Here is a 15885-nt window from a genome sequence, read left to right on the forward strand (position 1 = left end):
AAATTAAGGGAATTAAGCTTTTGTTTTCAAGTAATTCATGGCACGAGGACTAATCCAAGTTTGTTTTTGAAGTGCATTAAAATAGTAAACGGATACGTTTTTAAGCATTAATCGATTCACCTTTAATTTTGGAATAAAAAACAAAAATAGGCTGATAATAGATAATAGTGTTTTCTCCAGAAGTACTCCTATAATTAATAAACTTTGTAAATAGATTTGAATTCCTGTTGAGAATTGATTGCTGATATAAACGTGTTTAGAAATAATCACTTCGGTTTTGGTCAATGCTTTTGTCTTGACGTTTATTCGGGATGCGCCGCCATGCTGATGGAAAATTGTTGCTTTTCTCGTTACGGCAACTTTTCCTCCAAGGTCAGAAACTTTTTTGCAAAGGTCAACATCTTCAAAATACAGCCAGTAATCTTCGTTCCAACCTTTAATTTTGTCAAACCAGTTTCTACTTATGAAAATAACTGCACCTGTAACCCAATCCGGATAAAATAAATCTGTTGTAGTGTTGAAACGTTTTTCTAGTTTGGCTTTATTTAGTTTTCTAAAAATTGCTCTTGAGATTCCAAAAAAGCGTCCTAAAGCGGGGAATAAATTGTTCTGCTTGTAAAAAACGCTGTTTTCATTTATTTGAAGACAGGACAAAATTCCAATTTCAGGGTGTGAAACAGCAGTTTGCAAAAGCGTTTCTAAAGCTTCAAGGGTAAGTTTTGTATCTGGATTTAAAAAAAGGAAATGGTTTCCCGTCGCAATGGCTGCACCAAAGTTGCAACCATTTGAGAAACCATTATTACCAGTATTTTCTATAAAAGTAAACTTGGAATATTTTTGTTTAAAAACAGGAAATTGTCCGTCATTAGAAAAATTATCCACTATGATAACCTCAAATGAAAATGTTCTAGAACTAATGGAATCAATAGATTCTAAACACTCGTCTAAGGCTTTCCAACCTCGGTAATTGACTATGATTATTGAAATATCCAATAGGTTTTTTGTATATAAATTTTAAAACAAAACGGAATTATACCGCTACGTTATATTCGCGTAAAGCATCATTTAAAGATGTTTTTAAGTCAGTAGAGGCTTTTCTTTGTCCGATAATTAATGCACAAGGAACTTGGAAATCACCTGCAGGAAATGATTTTGTATAACTTCCCGGAATCACAACGGAACGAGCAGGAACAAAACCTTTCATTTCAACTGGAGTTTCGCCTGTAACATCAATAATTTTTGTAGAGGCAGTCAAACAAACATTAGCACCAAGAACGGCTTCTTTACCAACATGAACGCCTTCAACTACGATACAACGTGAACCAATAAATGCACCGTCTTCAATGATTACCGGAGCCGCTTGCAAAGGTTCTAAAACTCCACCGATACCAACACCACCGCTTAAGTGCACGTTTTTACCAATTTGAGCACAGCTTCCTACGGTTGCCCAAGTGTCTACCATAGTTCCTTCATCAACATAAGCACCAATATTTACATAACTTGGCATCAAAATAACACCGCTTGAAATGTATGCACCATAACGGGCCACAGCATTAGGAACCACACGGATTCCTTTTTCGGCATAACCTCTTTTCAATAACATTTTGTCATGGTATTCAAAAATTCCAGATTCCCATGTTTCCATTTTTTGAATAGGGAAGTACATAACCACCGCTTTCTTAACCCATTCGTTTACTTGCCAACCTTCACCAACTGGTTCGGCAACACGTAATTTCCCGGTGTCTAATAATTCAATAACTGCTCTGATTGCATCAGTAGTTGTAGTTTCTTGTAACAAAGCACGGTTTTCCCAAGCTTGCTCTATAATGGGCTGTAATGGATTCATTTTTTGATAATTTTTGACAAAGATAGGATTTTTAACCAAAAGCAAAAAAGCAAAATGGGTTGAAAATGTTACAGATTTAACTTCTTGTTTGATTCCTTAATTTGAAATGATAATATTCTTTAGTTTTGAATTGTTAAACCAATAAATTTGAAAAAAAAAATGATAAGAAAGTGACTTTTCTGTTGTTGCTGAGAATCGGAAAATTAAAATAGTTACCTTTGAAAAAAATATATAAATGCCAAGAATACTCTCCATAGATTACGGTCAAAAACGAACTGGAATAGCTGTTACCGATGAAATGCAAATCATAGCTTCAGGACTTACAACCATTCCATCTACAACCGCAATTGCTTTTTTGAAAGACTATTTTTCCAAAGAGAAAGTAGAAGCCGTTCTTATAGGTGAACCCAAGCAAATGAATGGTGAACCTTCAGAAAGTGCTTCCATAATAAAAGGTTTTGTAACCCATTTTACCAATCATTTTCCTGATATGACAGTCATTCGGGTAGACGAACGCTTTACTTCAAAAATGGCTTTTCAATCCATGATTGATAGCGGAATGAGTAAGAAACAACGCCAAAATAAAGCTTTGATTGATGAAATTTCGGCTACGATAATGCTTCAGGACTACTTGACCCGAAAAAGATTTTAAAATCAAGACAAAAAACTAGTGTTTAGGATGAAAAGGTTTGATAAATGTAACTTTTGAGGTGAAATTTATGCTTTTTTTTGCAATTATATAAATTATCTTTGCATTTTAAAATCTAGTTATGCCTGATACAACCATACGTACAAATAGTGAAGTAGTTCTTATAGGAGCTGGAATTATGAGCGCCACTCTTGGTCTAATCCTAAAAGAGTTGCAGCCGGATATCAAAATTGAAATTTACGAACGCTTAGATATTGCAGCCGCCGAAAGTTCTGATGCATGGAATAATGCAGGAACGGGACATTCTGCCTTTTGCGAGCTTAATTATACTCCTGAAAGTGAAGATGGAAGCATCAATCCTAAAAAAGCAATCGATATTGCGGAATCGTTTGAGGTTTCGAGACAATTTTGGGCATATCTCGTTCAAGAAAATAAAGTTCCATCCCCAGAGAATTTTATAAAAAGCATTCCACACCTTAGTTTTGTTTGGGGTGAAAAAAATGTGGAGTACCTAAAAAAGAGATTTGAGGCTTTACAGGCGAACCCTCTTTTTGAAGAAATGGTCTTCAGCACGGATTTTTCTGAGTTGAAAAAATGGATGCCTCTCGTTATGGAAGGCAGAAAGGAAGCTGATACAGTTGCCGCTACTTCAATGGCAATTGGAACCGATGTAAATTTTGGAGAATTAACCCGAAGTATTTTTGGTTATTTGACAAAATTAGAAGGCGTTACCATTCATTTCAACCATGAAGTTCAAAAATTAAAACAAAGGGAAGATAAATCCTGGAGAATAAAAATTACTGATTTGGCTACAGGCCAAAAAAGAAAAGCATATACTAAGTTTGTTTTTATAGGCGCTGGTGGTGGATCCTTGCCATTATTAGAAAAAGCAGATGTTCCAGAAGGAAAGGGATACGGAGGTTTTCCGGTGAGCGGGCAATGGCTAAAATGTACCAATCCGGAAGTGATTGCAAAACATCAAGCCAAAGTATATGGTAAAGCTAGTGTTGGTGCTCCGCCAATATCTGTTCCGCATATTGATTCCCGAATGATAAATGGAGAGAAAGCATTACTTTTTGGTCCTTTTGCAGGTTTTTCAACTCGGTTTTTAAAAAATGGTTCGTATTCGGATTTGCCTTTATCTATAAAAACGGATAATATCATTCCTATGGTTGCCGCGGGTATCAAGAATATACCACTTACTAAATATTTAATTCAGCAAGTACGTCAGTCGCCTAAAGACCGAATAAATGCTTTAAGAGAATATGTCCCAGGTGCACGGTCTAAAGATTGGGTTCTTGAACGAGCAGGGCAACGTGTGCAAGTGATTAAGAAAGATGAGAAAGAAGGCGGGATTCTGGAGTTTGGTACCGAAGTCATTACCACTGCCGATGGTTCTTTATCTGTTTTGCTGGGTGCTTCGCCTGGCGCTTCAACCGCTGTTTCTATTATGGTTGACTTGATTGGAAGATGTTTTAAAGATCAATTTGAAACGCCGGAATGGCAAGGGAAATTAAAAACGATGATTCCTTCTTTTGGTCAGAAATTAAATGAGAATCCTGATTTATTAAAGGAAATTAGAAAAGATACCGCTACTGTTTTAAAATTAAATAATTAGAATTTTATAAAAATAGTAAAGGCGCTGAATTTTAGATTGGATCTAATTTCAGCGCCTTTTTCGCTAAGAATCTTTTAGTGTTTTTGTAGTTTTCAAAATATTTTCGGATAAATTAGTCAACCAGATTAATTGTTCAATTACCAATTGCGCTTCCTGCATTTTCAATTGAAACGCCTCTTCATCTATAGGAATTCCTTCTTTTAGCTCCCTTTCCCTAATATTTTTTAGCTCTGTAAAGCGCATTGCTAGATCTTCTTGCCGAAGGTTTTCTTTGAGGGATACATTGTTTTCTTTCAGGATTGCAATGGCATTGTCTAAGTTTTTAATGGCAGTATCAACGACTACATTAAACGCCTCAGATGCAGTTGTGGTTTTGTGGGACTGAATATAAGTCCCTAATGAAGCTAAAGAAGACAGTAAAGAATGATTTAAAACAGTCAGTTTGTATACTTGTGGCATTTGCTTTTGCTTTGATTTAGGTTCTTGAACCATTCTTTGAAACGAAGCCATCAGATTACCAATTTCGATAAAAGCATTTTTTCGTGCGAGACGATAGGAAGTAGCAATATTCCCTTTTTTATTGTAAAAAATAGAAATTTCTTTTAAATAATCTTGGTTTGCCTTAATTGCTTTTTCTAAATAGAGGGGAATGTTCAAAAACTCCCAGGAAGGCCATAAAAAGTGGTTTGCCAAAAAGGCTAAAGCAGCACCCACAACCGTATCCAGGATTCGATATTGAACTAAATCACCAATATTAGGTGTAATTATTCCATAGATAAATACAACATACATGGTGACAAAAATGGCGCTCACCTTATAATTAATTTGTGTAAAAGAGAATCCCAACAGCATACAAACAATAGAAAGAACACTGATTATGATGTTGTCTTTTACGATGAAAAGAATCCCGAAAGCAACTAATCCACCAATCACTGTGCCAATTATTCGGTGAAAAGAACGTTCTTTTGTCAAGCCATAACCCGGTCTCATAATTACAATTATGGTCAGCAATATCCAATAAACATTATGGAACGGTAGAAATTTTCCAATAATAAAACCAAGCATTAAGGTTATGGTTAATCGCAAGGAATGCCTGAAAATAGTAGAGGAGAAACTCAGGTTTTGGGTCAAAGTACTCAACGGATAATATTGTGGAGTGAGGAATTTTTCTAAATCAGTATCGATTCCTTTAAAATCGTGCGAATTAAAAGTAACTGTAAAAGCACGCTCAACAATTTTTATTTTTTCGACTTGTTTTTCAGCGTATTGCAACATCGTTGTCAACATAAAAACGCCTTCGGAAGCAGTAGTTTTCCCTAAATCATTTTCATAATCTGCAATGGCAAGCTGTAAGGCATTCAAATCGCCCAGTAAAGTATGTTTAGAAATGTATTTCGTACTTTTTTTGACACTTTTAGATAATTGCTTCAAGCTAGCCGCCAGATTGTAAGCTAAATTTTGATACGTATGCAAAACCTTTGGATGATCATCGAATTTTTGATGCAATTTATCATGGTCAAAAGCTGTGGATAACGCGAGTTCCAAAATTTCTACTAAGGAAATAAAAACCAATAGCATTTTACGGTTTTGATTGGAAGAACCAGAGGTGGTATGACTGCTGATCAATACTTCTCTAATATTTTGATGGATGGTATTCAGCTCAACTTGAAGATGCAATTGCTTTTCAATGATTGATTTTCTATCAGCATTCAAGGTCCACAAATCGCCTCGAAGTTTCAAATATTTAGCTGTAAGCTTGATGCATTCCGCAATTTGTAACTCTACATAACGATTCGGTCTGATATAATGAAAAATGAGAGAAACCAGTAAATAAAATAAACCGCCGGCAAGAATTAATCCGGCATGAAGGAGCATTGCCCAACCGGTATTGATGCTTGCAAATGCTAATGAAACCGCGATAAGGCCAGAGAAAGAAACCATGGTGGCGCGTTGCCCATAAACAGAAAGCATTGATATGAGGAAAATTAAAACTGCCAAAAACGGATAGAAAATCCAAGAAGATGGAAATACAATATTAACAAGCAAATTAATGCCCGCAACCAGAAAAGCAGTTACCAGAACACCGTTAATTTTATGTTTCAGACTGCTAGGAATATCACTTGGATAGGTGAAAAAAGCCCCAAGAGCCATGGCGAAACCCAATTGAAATTTACCCAAAAACGAAAATATCACCACGGGAATGACTGCTGCAATAGTGACTTTTATGGCATTAGTAAAATAAGTACTGTCGGTAAACTTTCGGATCTTGTATATCATATAATTGTATTGATACAAAGGTACTATTTGTAGGAATGATACAAACAATATTAGAATCTCTTTTGCTTTAAATTGTAAATTTTAGCTAATAATTAACGGAGGATTATTCATTGTCTATTTTTTTACTATTTTTGCAAACTGAATGAAAAGGAAACTTATTTTAATTTCAGAAGATAAATTTTAATACTACACGATGATTTTACCAATTATAGGATATGGCGATCCAGTTTTAAGAAAAACAGGAGAAGTTCTTACACCAGAACATCCAAACTTGAAAGAAACGATAGCCAATATGTACGAGACCATGTATAATGCCTATGGTGTGGGTCTTGCTGCGCCACAAGTAGGATTAGCACTTCGTTTATTTGTAATCGACACCACTCCTTTTAGCGATGATGAAGAATTAGAAGATTCGGAACAAAAAGAATTAAAAGGATTCAAAAAAACTTTTATCAATGCAAAAATGATAAAAGAAGAAGGAGAAGAGTGGAGTTTTAATGAAGGATGCCTTAGTATTCCTGATGTTAGAGAGGATGTTTACAGAAATCCAACTATCACAATCGAATATTGCGAAGAGGATTTTGTAATGAAAACTGAAGTTTTTGACGGATTAATCGCCAGAGTAATCCAACATGAATACGATCATATTGAAGGAATTTTATTTACCGATAAAATTTCATCATTAAAGAAACGATTGATTCAAAAGAAACTGAAAAACATCTTAGAAGGAAAAACATTCCAAGACTACCGCATGAAATTTTTTGCCAAAAAAGGAAGATAAAGTAAATCTAAGGCTTCGGTTGGTACGATTTTTGGTTTTAAATGAAAAAATAATAAGTCAAATTCTTAATAATAATTACACAAAACATGAATTTAGAAAAAATATTAGCCATTTCTGGGAAACCAGGTTTATATGTATTGAAAGTGCAAACAAGAACTGGCTTTGTAGCAGAATCATTAGCAGACGGAAAAAAAATCACAGTGAACTTGAAAAGTAATGTGAGTCTATTGTCTGAAATTTCAATTTATACGTATGAAGGCGAAAAACCTTTAGCTGAGATTATGCAAAAAATTGCTGATAAAGAAAGTAAAGGTCCAGCACTTTCTCATAAAGAAGACAATGCTAAACTAACGGCTTATTTCAAAGAAATTTTACCAGATTATGATGAAGAAAGAGTATATCCTTCTGATATCAAAAAAGTTTTAAACTGGTACAATATGCTTCAGGCAAAAGGATTAGTTACGGATGAAGTTCAAGCTGCTGCTGTTACTGAAGAAGTTGCTGCCGTTGCAGAAGAAACTCCAGAAGCTGAAGTGAAAGCCCCTGCTAAAAAAGCAAAAGCTAAAAAAGAGTAATTTTACACTACAATAATATTTAATCCTGTTCAGCTATTTTCTGAACAGGATTTTTTTATTTTTACCAAAAACAATTTCTGATGGATTCAAGACAAAACCAACTGCAAGCTTTCGAAAGATTATTAGATATTATGGATGATTTGCGAGAAAAATGCCCTTGGGACAAAAAGCAAACCATGCAAACGTTGCGTCATCTTACCATCGAAGAAACTTATGAATTAGGGGATGCAATTTTAGACAACGATTTAAATGAAGTCAAAAAGGAATTAGGAGATTTGTTATTGCATATTGTTTTTTATGCCAAAATAGGAAGCGAGACGAATGATTTTGACATGGCTGATGTTTGCAATGAAATTTGTGAAAAGTTAATTCACCGTCATCCGCATATTTATAGTGATGTGGTGGTAAAAGACGAGGAAGAAGTGAAACAAAATTGGGAAAAACTAAAACTGAAAGAAGGTAAAAAATCTGTTCTGGAAGGTGTTCCGAGAAGTTTACCCGCGTTAGTCAAAGCAAGCCGAATTCAGGATAAAGTAAAAGGAGTTGGTTTTGATTGGGAAGAATCGCATCAGGTTTGGGATAAGGTTCAAGAGGAATTGGAAGAATTGCAAGTTGAGGTTGAAGCAGGTGATCAAGATAAAATTGAAGCCGAATTTGGGGATGTTTTATTTTCTATGATTAACTATGCTCGATTTTTGAATGTAAATCCTGAAGATGCTTTGGAACGAACTAATAAAAAATTCATCAAGCGCTTTCAATATTTAGAAAGCAAAGCGGGCGAATTAGGAAAACCCTTAATGGATATGACTCTTGCTGAAATGGATGTTTTTTGGGAAGAAGCGAAGAAGTTGTAGTGTTCAGTATTTAGTAATCAGTGCTCAGATTTCAGTCCCGATACTTCGGGATTAGTATCCAGTTTTAAATAATTAATTTAGCAATGTCAGAAAATAAAACCGAGTTAAAACGTTCTTTAGGATTAATAGATGCCACGAGTTTAGTTGCCGGTTCCATGATAGGATCCGGGATTTTCATTGTAACATCTGCCATGGCAAGGGATATTGGTTCTGCTGCCTGGTTATTAGTCATTTGGTTGGTAACGGGATTAATCACTGTTGCTGCCGCGTTAAGTTATGGCGAATTGGCAGGAATGATGCCCAATGCAGGCGGTCAATTCGTTTATATACAACGCGCTTACGGAAGATTAGTTTCTTTCTTGTACGGCTGGACCGTTTTTACGGTAATTCAAACGGGTGTTATTGCTGCTATTGCAGTTACTTTCGCTAATTATGCCGCCATCTTCTTTCCTGTTTTAGATCAAAGTCTTTTTACGGTTGGGACTGGTTTTGTTTTTTCTTACCAAAAAGTATTGGCTATTTTTAGTATAATTCTGCTAACTTATATCAATACCAAAGGAGTTGAAAGCGGGAAAACGGTTCAATTGATTTTTACTTCGGCTAAATTAATTGCACTTTTTGCATTGATTGTTTTAGGATTGTATGTTGGTTTACAAACGGATGTTTTGTCTAATAATTTTGCAAATATGTGGGAAGCTAGCAAAACGGTTGTAAATCCTGACGGAACAATTACGGTTACAAAATTAGCAGGAATGGCAATTTTAGGTGCAGCAGGAGCAACAATTATCAACTCATTATTTTCTAGTGATGCATGGAACAACGTGACTTTTATTGCAGGTGAAATTAAAGAACCGAAAAAGAATATTCCACGAAGTTTGTTTCTTGGAACCCTGATTGTGACTGTTATTTATGTTTTGGCAAATCTGGCTTATTTGGCTTTGTTGCCAATGCAAGGAACTCCAAACGCTGCTGATATTGCCAGTAAAGGAATCATGTTTGCCAGTAATGATAGAGTAGGCGCGGCAGCTGCAAGTATGATTATGGGAAATGTCGGTGTTTTTGTGATGGCTGCGTTAATCATGGTTTCCACTTTTGGATGCAATAGTGGTTTGATTCTTTCGGGAGGAAGATTATTTTTTGCCATGGCAAAAGACGGCTTGTTTTTTAAACAAGCTACAGAACTCAATAAAAATCAGGTTCCAGCCAAAGCACTATGGGTGCAATGTATTTGGGCTTGTGTGCTTTGTGTTTCGGGGAAATTCGGTGATTTGTTGACGTACGCAACTTTTGCATCGTTGTTATTTTATATCCTGACTATTTTGGGTGTTTTCATTCTTAGAAAAAAAGAACCCAATGCGGATAGGCCTTATAAAGCCTTTGGATATCCAGTTGTACCAGCCATTTATATTATAGTGACATCGGCAATTTGCTTTACTTTATTGATTTATGATACGTTCAATACTGGATTAGGATTGTGTATTGTAGCGCTGGGTATTCCGGTGTATTATTTTGTAATGAATAAGAAAGAGTAAAATTAATATAGCTATTCTGCTAGTTTTTTTAGCGCATTGATATCTTTCAAAACAATTTTTTTCCCTGTTAATTCAATCAGGCCTAATTTTTTAAAATCAGATAGCAAACGGATGCAACTTTCAGTGGCAGTACCGATAATACTGGCTAATTCGTCTCTTGAAAGTTGTACTTTTAAAGAGTTATCCTCGTTTTTTCCAAAAGTATCATTTAGGTAAAGGAGCGTTTCAGCTAATCTTTCTTTGACTGTTTTTTGAGCCAAATTCACCATGTGATCATCGGCTTCTTTTAGATCACCGCAAATACTTTTCATCACATTCATTGAAAACTGGTTGTTCTTATCGAAATATCCCATCACTTCTGATTTTGGAATAAAACAAACCTGCATATCTTCAAGAGCTACGGCGCTCAAGTTGACCGGTTCATCACTAATCATTGAGCGTTGCCCCAGTAATTCTCCTTTAGTGACTAATTTCACAATATGGTCTTTGCCGTTTGCACTCAATTTGGTCAGTTTGCACACACCATCTTTGATACAATAAATTCCATTTACATTCTCGCCTTCCTCAAAAATAACTTCACCCTTTTTAATAATATGGGATGTTTTGCAGTCAGAAAGTTTGATCAATTCGTCTTTAGTTAAGGCTTTTAAAGAGCTAAATTCTCTGACGATACATTGTTCGCATTTGCTCATAGTATATGTGATTTATTTGTATTACAAAACTAACTCTTTAATATGACAAATATCATATTTTTAACTCATTCGATAAATGACCTTTGTTCCAGGTAAAATGAGCAAAGTTATGGACACACAAAACTGTTTCCATTGTGGTTTAGACATTATTAAAGAAGACGAAATTATTTTCGATGCTAAAAATTTCTGTTGTAACGGTTGTAAAACGGTTTACGAAATTTTCAGTTTAAATGATTTGACGTGTTATTATGATTTTGAAAAATCCCCTGGAGCAACCCCGCAAGATATTAATGGTAAATATGATTTTTTAGACAATGAGAGTATTGTATCCAAATTATTGGAATTTCAAGAAAATTCAACCGCAATTATTTCACTTAGTATTCCACATATTCATTGTAGCTCGTGTATTTGGATTCTGGAAAATCTACAGCGTCTTCAAAAAGGAATAAGCACTTCACAGGTTAATTTCCCTGAAAAAAGAGTCCGAATCACCTTCAATCCAGAAGTTGTTTCTATCAAAACGATCGTTTATTTATTGAGTTCCATTGGTTATGAACCCTACATTAGTTTAGAAAACTATGAAACGGGAAGTAATGATGTAGATAGAAGTTTGACTTATAAACTTGGCGTTGCTTTCTTCTGTTTTGGGAACATTATGTTGCTTTCGTTTCCAGAATATTTTGAAGTAAAAGAATTTTGGTTAGACCAATACCGTGGCTTCTTCCGTTGGTTGATTTTTGCGTTAGCATTACCGAGTTTCTTTTACTCGGCTAGTGGTTATTATGTTTCTGCGTACAAAAGTATCAAATCTAAAATGCTTAATATCGATATTCCTATCGCTTTAGGAATTGTGGTGATGTTTGTGCGAAGTACGTTTGATATTGTTATGGATTACGGTTCCGGTTTTTTTGACAGCTTAACAGGATTGATATTCTTTATGCTTTTGGGGAAAATGTTCCAAATCAAAACGTATAGTTTTTTGAGTTTTGAAAGAGATTTTAAGTCTTATTTTCCAATAGCGATTACCAAAATCAATTCGGATTTATCAGAGGAAAGTGTGGCAATTTACGAAGTTGAAAAAGGCGATCGATTACTCATCAGAAACCAAGAACTGATTCCCGTTGATGGGATTCTAATTTCTGAAAAGGCAGAAATCGATTATAGTTTTGTTACCGGAGAAGCAATTTCTATTACGAAACAATCTGGAGACAAAGTTTTTGCAGGAGGAAAACAAATAGGAAAAGTTATCGAAATGGAAGTTTTACATTCTGTTTCCCAAAGTTATCTGACGCAATTATGGAGCAATGATGTGTTCCAAAAAAATGTAGAGCAAAAACACAAAACGATTACCGATAGCATTAGCCGTTATTTTACACCTATTTTATTACTGATTGCTTTTGCAGGATTTGGCTATTGGATCTTTATAGATGCCAATACTGCCTTCAATGTGTTTACGGCAGTGCTTATCGTTGCTTGTCCTTGTGCTTTGGCATTGACGGCACCATTCACTTTTGGGAATGTATTGCGAATATTAGGAAAACAGAAATTCTATCTCAAAAATGCATTGGTTATTGAACAATTAGCAAAAGTGGATACGATAGTTTTTGATAAAACAGGAACGATTACGACCAATAAAAAGTCCAATATTTCTTATGAAGGAACCATTCTTTCCGATGAGAATTTATTGCTGGTAAAGAATGTACTTCGCGCCTCCAATCATCCGTTAAGCCGCATGCTATATGATTATTTGCCTATTCCAATTTTGCAAAGTAAATCAGGAAATGAAGCCAAAAAGGTAAAAGTGGATCATTTTGAAGAAATCACCGGAAAAGGAATTCAAGCACAGATTTTTGGTCACCAAGTCCAGATAGGTTCTGCTGATTTTGTAGAAAAAATCGAAGAAAAGAACGTTCAGCAAACATCAGTTCATATTAAGATCAATACTGTTTATTACGGAAAATTCATTTTTAATAATCAATACAGGGAAGGTTTGGAAGAACTTTTTGAAAATTTGAAAAGCAACTATCAGATCAAAGTTTTATCAGGAGACAACGAAGGCGAACGCACTATTCTTGAACAACTTTTGCCGAAAGGCACGGAATTGATTTTCAATCAGAAACCGGAACAGAAATTAGAATTCATTAAAAATTTGCAGGAACAAGGTAAAAATGTGATGATGGTAGGCGATGGATTGAATGATGCCGGAGCTTTGGCGCAAAGCAATGTTGGGATTTCAATTTCTGAAAATGTGAATGTTTTTTCACCGGCTTGTGACGCTATTTTGGATGCCAGCGAATTTCAAAAATTGAATTATTTCTTGAAATTATCGAAGAATGCGATTACGACTATCAAAATGAGTTTTGGACTTTCCTTATTGTACAATGTGGTTGGATTATCATTTGCTATAACCGGGAATTTATTGCCTTTGGTTGCAGCTATTATCATGCCGTTGAGTACAATAACTATTGTAAGTTTTGTAACAGTGATGAGTAGTTATTATGCTCGGAACAAATAGAATGGAGTACGATTTAGTTTTTTCTTCACATTTATTTAACAAAAGTAATAAGTATGATAAATGTCATATTTTACTTGGAAACGTAAAAGTAACTTTGTTAACACAAATTAAGGTATGAGTGTCATTTATTTATTAATCTCCATCAGTATAATAGTCGCCATTGGTTTTTTTATTGCTTTTATAAGGGCAGTAAAAACTGGGCAATATGACGATGATTATACACCCTCAGTCAGAATGCTATTTGACGACGAGCTAATACAGCCCAAAGTTGAGAAGTCAAACATCGAAAGCCAGGAGACTTTGTGATATTCAATAGTAATTTTTAAAATTTTTCAATCATTTAATTTTTTTATTTATGGAAATGCAGCAGTTTTATTATGATAACAAAATTGTAAAAAACTTCATTTACGCGACCATTGTTTTTGGAGTAGTAGGAATGTTAGTAGGACTTACATTGGCCTTTATGTTTCTTTTTCCAAATATTACCGATGGGATTTCGTGGTTGAGTTACGGTCGATTAAGACCTTTACACACCAATGCGGTTATTTTTGCCTTTGTAGGGAACGCAATGTTTGCGGGTATTTATTATTCCTTGCAGCGCTTGTTGAAAGCCAGAATGTTCAGCGATTTTTTGAGTAATCTTAATTTCTGGGGATGGCAATTAATAATCGTAGCGGCAGCTATTTCGTTGCCACTTGGATACAGTACCTCTAAAGAATATGCCGAACTGGAGTGGCCAATAGATATCGCAATTGCATTAATTTGGGTTGTTTTTGGTATCAATATGATTGGAACAATTTTAAAACGTAGAGAGCGCCATTTGTATGTTGCCATCTGGTTTTACTTGGCGACATTCGTTACGGTTGCGGTTTTGCATATTTTCAATAGTTTGGCATTACCGGTTTCCGGAATGAAAAGTTATTCTGTTTACGCAGGGGTGCAAGATGCTTTGGTGCAGTGGTGGTACGGTCATAATGCGGTTGCGTTTTTCTTGACTACACCTTTTTTAGGATTGATGTATTATTTTGTTCCAAAAGCGGCAAATCGTCCGGTATATTCTTATAGATTGTCAATTGTTCACTTTTGGTCTTTGATTTTCATTTACATCTGGGCAGGACCGCATCATTTATTATATTCTGCTTTGCCTAACTGGGCGCAAAATTTAGGAGTTGCTTTCTCTATTATGTTGATTGCTCCATCTTGGGGTGGAATGATAAATGGATTGTTAACCTTGAGAGGGGTTTGGGATAAAGTACGTGTGGAACCTGTTTTAAAATTCTTCGTAGTGGCAATAACCGGATACGGAATGGCAACTTTTGAAGGCCCGATGTTATCCTTGAAAAACGTAAATGCTATTGCGCATTATACAGATTGGATTATTGCTCACGTTCACGTAGGTGCATTGGCTTGGAACGGATTTATGGCCTTTGGTATGATTTATTGGTTGGTTCCTAGAATGACTAAAAGTAGTTTGTACTCTCTTAAATTAGCTAATTTTCACTTTTGGATTGGTACTTTGGGAATTATATTATATACTATTCCAATGTATGTTGCGGGCTTTTTACAAGCATCTATGTGGAAACAATTTAATCCGGACGGAACTTTAACGTATGGTAACTTTCTGGAAACAGTAACTCAAATCATGCCAATGTATTGGATGAGAGCTATTGGTGGAACCCTATATTTAATTGGAATGTTTACTTTGGTGTATAACATTATTCAAACGGTTCGATTAGGTTCTAAAATTGAAGACGAATTAGCGGAAGCTCCTGAGTTAGTAAAAATTAGTGCAGGTAGAGTAAAAGGAGAAAAATTTCACCCTTGGTTAGAAAGAAAACCTATTCAATTAACCATTTTGGCAACTGTTGCTATTTTAATTGGAGGTGTTATCCAAATTGTTCCTACAATTATGGTTAAATCTAATATTCCGACCATTGCCAGTGTCAAACCGTATTCTCCACTAGAATTAGAAGGACGTGATTTATACATCCGTGAAGGTTGTGTAGGGTGTCACTCGCAGTCAGTTCGTCCTTTCCGTAGTGAAGTAGAACGTTATGGACCACAATCTAAAGCTGGTGAATTCGTTTACGATCATCCATTCCTTTGGGGATCAAAACGTACAGGCCCGGATTTATTAAGAGTTGGAGCAAAATACAATGACAATTGGCATTTTAACCACTTCTGGAATCCACAAAGTATATCTGCAGGATCTATTATGCCAGGTTACAAATGGCTTTTTGATAATAAACCGATGGATGTTTCTTTGACTCAAAAGAAAATGCAAGCTATGGTGACGCTTGGAGTTCCTTACACTGAAGCTCAAATTGCAAGCGGTTTAGATGATTTAAGAAAACAAGCTGTTGCAATTGAAGAAAGCTTGAAAAATGATCCTGACTTTGTGAAAAGCTATGACGAAAGCAAGAAAAAAGCCGAAGCCAGAGGAGAGAAATTTGTTCCAATGAACGAAAGAGAAATCGTTGCCTTAATTGCTTACATGCAAAGACTGGGAACCGATATTAAAGTAAAAGATATTGCTAAAAAATAAA

The 15885-nt window shown here is 35.3% G+C and carries 13 protein-coding genes; 9 read left to right on the top strand and 4 right to left on the bottom strand.

All coding sequences use genetic code 11. The annotated features are described in order from the left end of the window. Positions 1 to 12: 12 nt before the first annotated feature. Together G7A72_RS14185 and G7A72_RS14190 are read right to left on the bottom strand one after the other, a co-directional pair. The gene (locus tag G7A72_RS14185; protein WP_165152925.1) at positions 13 to 993 is read right to left on the bottom strand and encodes a glycosyltransferase family 2 protein; all 981 of its coding nucleotides are present in this window, start codon (positions 991 to 993) and stop codon (positions 13 to 15) included. Between the two features lie 37 nt (positions 994 to 1030). Beyond that, positions 1031 to 1846: a 2,3,4,5-tetrahydropyridine-2,6-dicarboxylate N-succinyltransferase gene (locus G7A72_RS14190; protein ID WP_165152926.1), complete on the bottom strand. Its 816-nt coding sequence runs from the start codon at positions 1844 to 1846 to the stop codon at positions 1031 to 1033. A gap of 235 nt (positions 1847 to 2081) precedes the next feature. Here G7A72_RS14190 and ruvX point away from each other — a divergent pair, with 235 nt between their 5' ends. Both ruvX and G7A72_RS14200 read left to right on the top strand, forming a co-directional pair. Next, on the top strand, positions 2082 to 2498 hold the full coding sequence (ruvX, locus tag G7A72_RS14195) for a Holliday junction resolvase RuvX (protein WP_113666167.1): 417 nt from the start codon (positions 2082 to 2084) through the stop codon (positions 2496 to 2498). Between the two features lie 118 nt (positions 2499 to 2616). Continuing rightward, positions 2617 to 4113 (top strand): malate:quinone oxidoreductase, encoded by a 1497-nt coding sequence (locus tag G7A72_RS14200; RefSeq protein ID WP_165152927.1) that lies wholly within the window; start codon positions 2617 to 2619, stop codon positions 4111 to 4113. Positions 4114 to 4176: 63 nt separating this feature from the next. Here G7A72_RS14200 and G7A72_RS14205 read toward each other — a convergent pair whose 3' ends face one another. Beyond that, a complete protein-coding gene (locus tag G7A72_RS14205) occupies positions 4177 to 6390 on the bottom strand; it encodes an FUSC family membrane protein (RefSeq protein WP_165152928.1) in 2214 nt (737 codons plus the stop codon). Between the two features lie 193 nt (positions 6391 to 6583). Between G7A72_RS14205 and def the strand changes: the two genes are divergently transcribed. From def to G7A72_RS14225, 4 genes are all read left to right on the top strand, one after another. Continuing rightward, entirely contained in the window at positions 6584 to 7171 is a 588-nt protein-coding gene (gene def, locus G7A72_RS14210) for a peptide deformylase (protein ID WP_165152929.1), read from the top strand. A gap of 86 nt (positions 7172 to 7257) precedes the next feature. After that, positions 7258 to 7746, top strand: a complete 489-nt coding sequence (locus G7A72_RS14215; RefSeq protein WP_165152930.1) for a DUF5606 domain-containing protein — start codon at positions 7258 to 7260, stop codon at positions 7744 to 7746. Between the two features lie 80 nt (positions 7747 to 7826). Further along, the gene (gene mazG / locus G7A72_RS14220; RefSeq protein WP_165152931.1) at positions 7827 to 8600 is read left to right on the top strand and encodes a nucleoside triphosphate pyrophosphohydrolase; all 774 of its coding nucleotides are present in this window, start codon (positions 7827 to 7829) and stop codon (positions 8598 to 8600) included. Between the two features lie 83 nt (positions 8601 to 8683). Next, positions 8684 to 10132: an APC family permease gene (locus G7A72_RS14225; RefSeq protein WP_165152932.1), complete on the top strand. Its 1449-nt coding sequence runs from the start codon at positions 8684 to 8686 to the stop codon at positions 10130 to 10132. 11 nt (positions 10133 to 10143) lie between these two features. Here G7A72_RS14225 and G7A72_RS14230 read toward each other — a convergent pair whose 3' ends face one another. Continuing rightward, positions 10144 to 10824 (bottom strand): Crp/Fnr family transcriptional regulator, encoded by a 681-nt coding sequence (locus G7A72_RS14230; protein ID WP_165152933.1) that lies wholly within the window; start codon positions 10822 to 10824, stop codon positions 10144 to 10146. Positions 10825 to 10933: 109 nt separating this feature from the next. Between G7A72_RS14230 and G7A72_RS14235 the strand changes: the two genes are divergently transcribed. From G7A72_RS14235 to ccoN, 3 genes are all read left to right on the top strand, one after another. Next, on the top strand, positions 10934 to 13339 hold the full coding sequence (locus G7A72_RS14235) for a heavy metal translocating P-type ATPase metal-binding domain-containing protein (RefSeq protein WP_165152934.1): 2406 nt from the start codon (positions 10934 to 10936) through the stop codon (positions 13337 to 13339). A 114-nt stretch (positions 13340 to 13453) separates the two neighbouring features. Beyond that, entirely contained in the window at positions 13454 to 13645 is a 192-nt protein-coding gene (gene ccoS / locus G7A72_RS14240; RefSeq protein ID WP_113634286.1) for a cbb3-type cytochrome oxidase assembly protein CcoS, read from the top strand. Positions 13646 to 13694: 49 nt separating this feature from the next. After that, positions 13695 to 15884 carry a cytochrome-c oxidase, cbb3-type subunit I gene (gene ccoN / locus G7A72_RS14245; protein WP_113666159.1) on the top strand — a complete coding sequence of 730 codons (2190 nt, stop codon included), beginning with the start codon at positions 13695 to 13697 and terminating at the stop codon, positions 15882 to 15884. The last annotated feature ends 1 nt before the right edge of the window (position 15885 follow it).

It is taken from the genome of Flavobacterium sp. Sr18, from assembly GCF_011064265.1.
In the GTDB taxonomy this organism is placed as follows: Bacteria; Bacteroidota; Bacteroidia; order Flavobacteriales; family Flavobacteriaceae; genus Flavobacterium; species Flavobacterium petrolei.

Coding starts and splice junctions, on each gene's coding strand:
- def (WP_165152929.1), top strand. CDS start 6,584: ATGATTTTACCAATTATAGGATATGGCGATCCAGTTTTAAGAAAAACA.
- ccoN (WP_113666159.1), top strand. CDS start 13,695: ATGGAAATGCAGCAGTTTTATTATGATAACAAAATTGTAAAAAACTTC.
- ccoS (WP_113634286.1), top strand. CDS start 13,454: ATGAGTGTCATTTATTTATTAATCTCCATCAGTATAATAGTCGCCATT.
- G7A72_RS14205 (WP_165152928.1), bottom strand. CDS start 6,390: ATGATATACAAGATCCGAAAGTTTACCGACAGTACTTATTTTACTAAT.
- G7A72_RS14190 (WP_165152926.1), bottom strand. CDS start 1,846: ATGAATCCATTACAGCCCATTATAGAGCAAGCTTGGGAAAACCGTGCT.
- G7A72_RS14225 (WP_165152932.1), top strand. CDS start 8,684: ATGTCAGAAAATAAAACCGAGTTAAAACGTTCTTTAGGATTAATAGAT.
- G7A72_RS14215 (WP_165152930.1), top strand. CDS start 7,258: ATGAATTTAGAAAAAATATTAGCCATTTCTGGGAAACCAGGTTTATAT.
- G7A72_RS14235 (WP_165152934.1), top strand. CDS start 10,934: ATGGACACACAAAACTGTTTCCATTGTGGTTTAGACATTATTAAAGAA.
- mazG (WP_165152931.1), top strand. CDS start 7,827: ATGGATTCAAGACAAAACCAACTGCAAGCTTTCGAAAGATTATTAGAT.
- ruvX (WP_113666167.1), top strand. CDS start 2,082: ATGCCAAGAATACTCTCCATAGATTACGGTCAAAAACGAACTGGAATA.
- G7A72_RS14200 (WP_165152927.1), top strand. CDS start 2,617: ATGCCTGATACAACCATACGTACAAATAGTGAAGTAGTTCTTATAGGA.
- G7A72_RS14230 (WP_165152933.1), bottom strand. CDS start 10,824: ATGAGCAAATGCGAACAATGTATCGTCAGAGAATTTAGCTCTTTAAAA.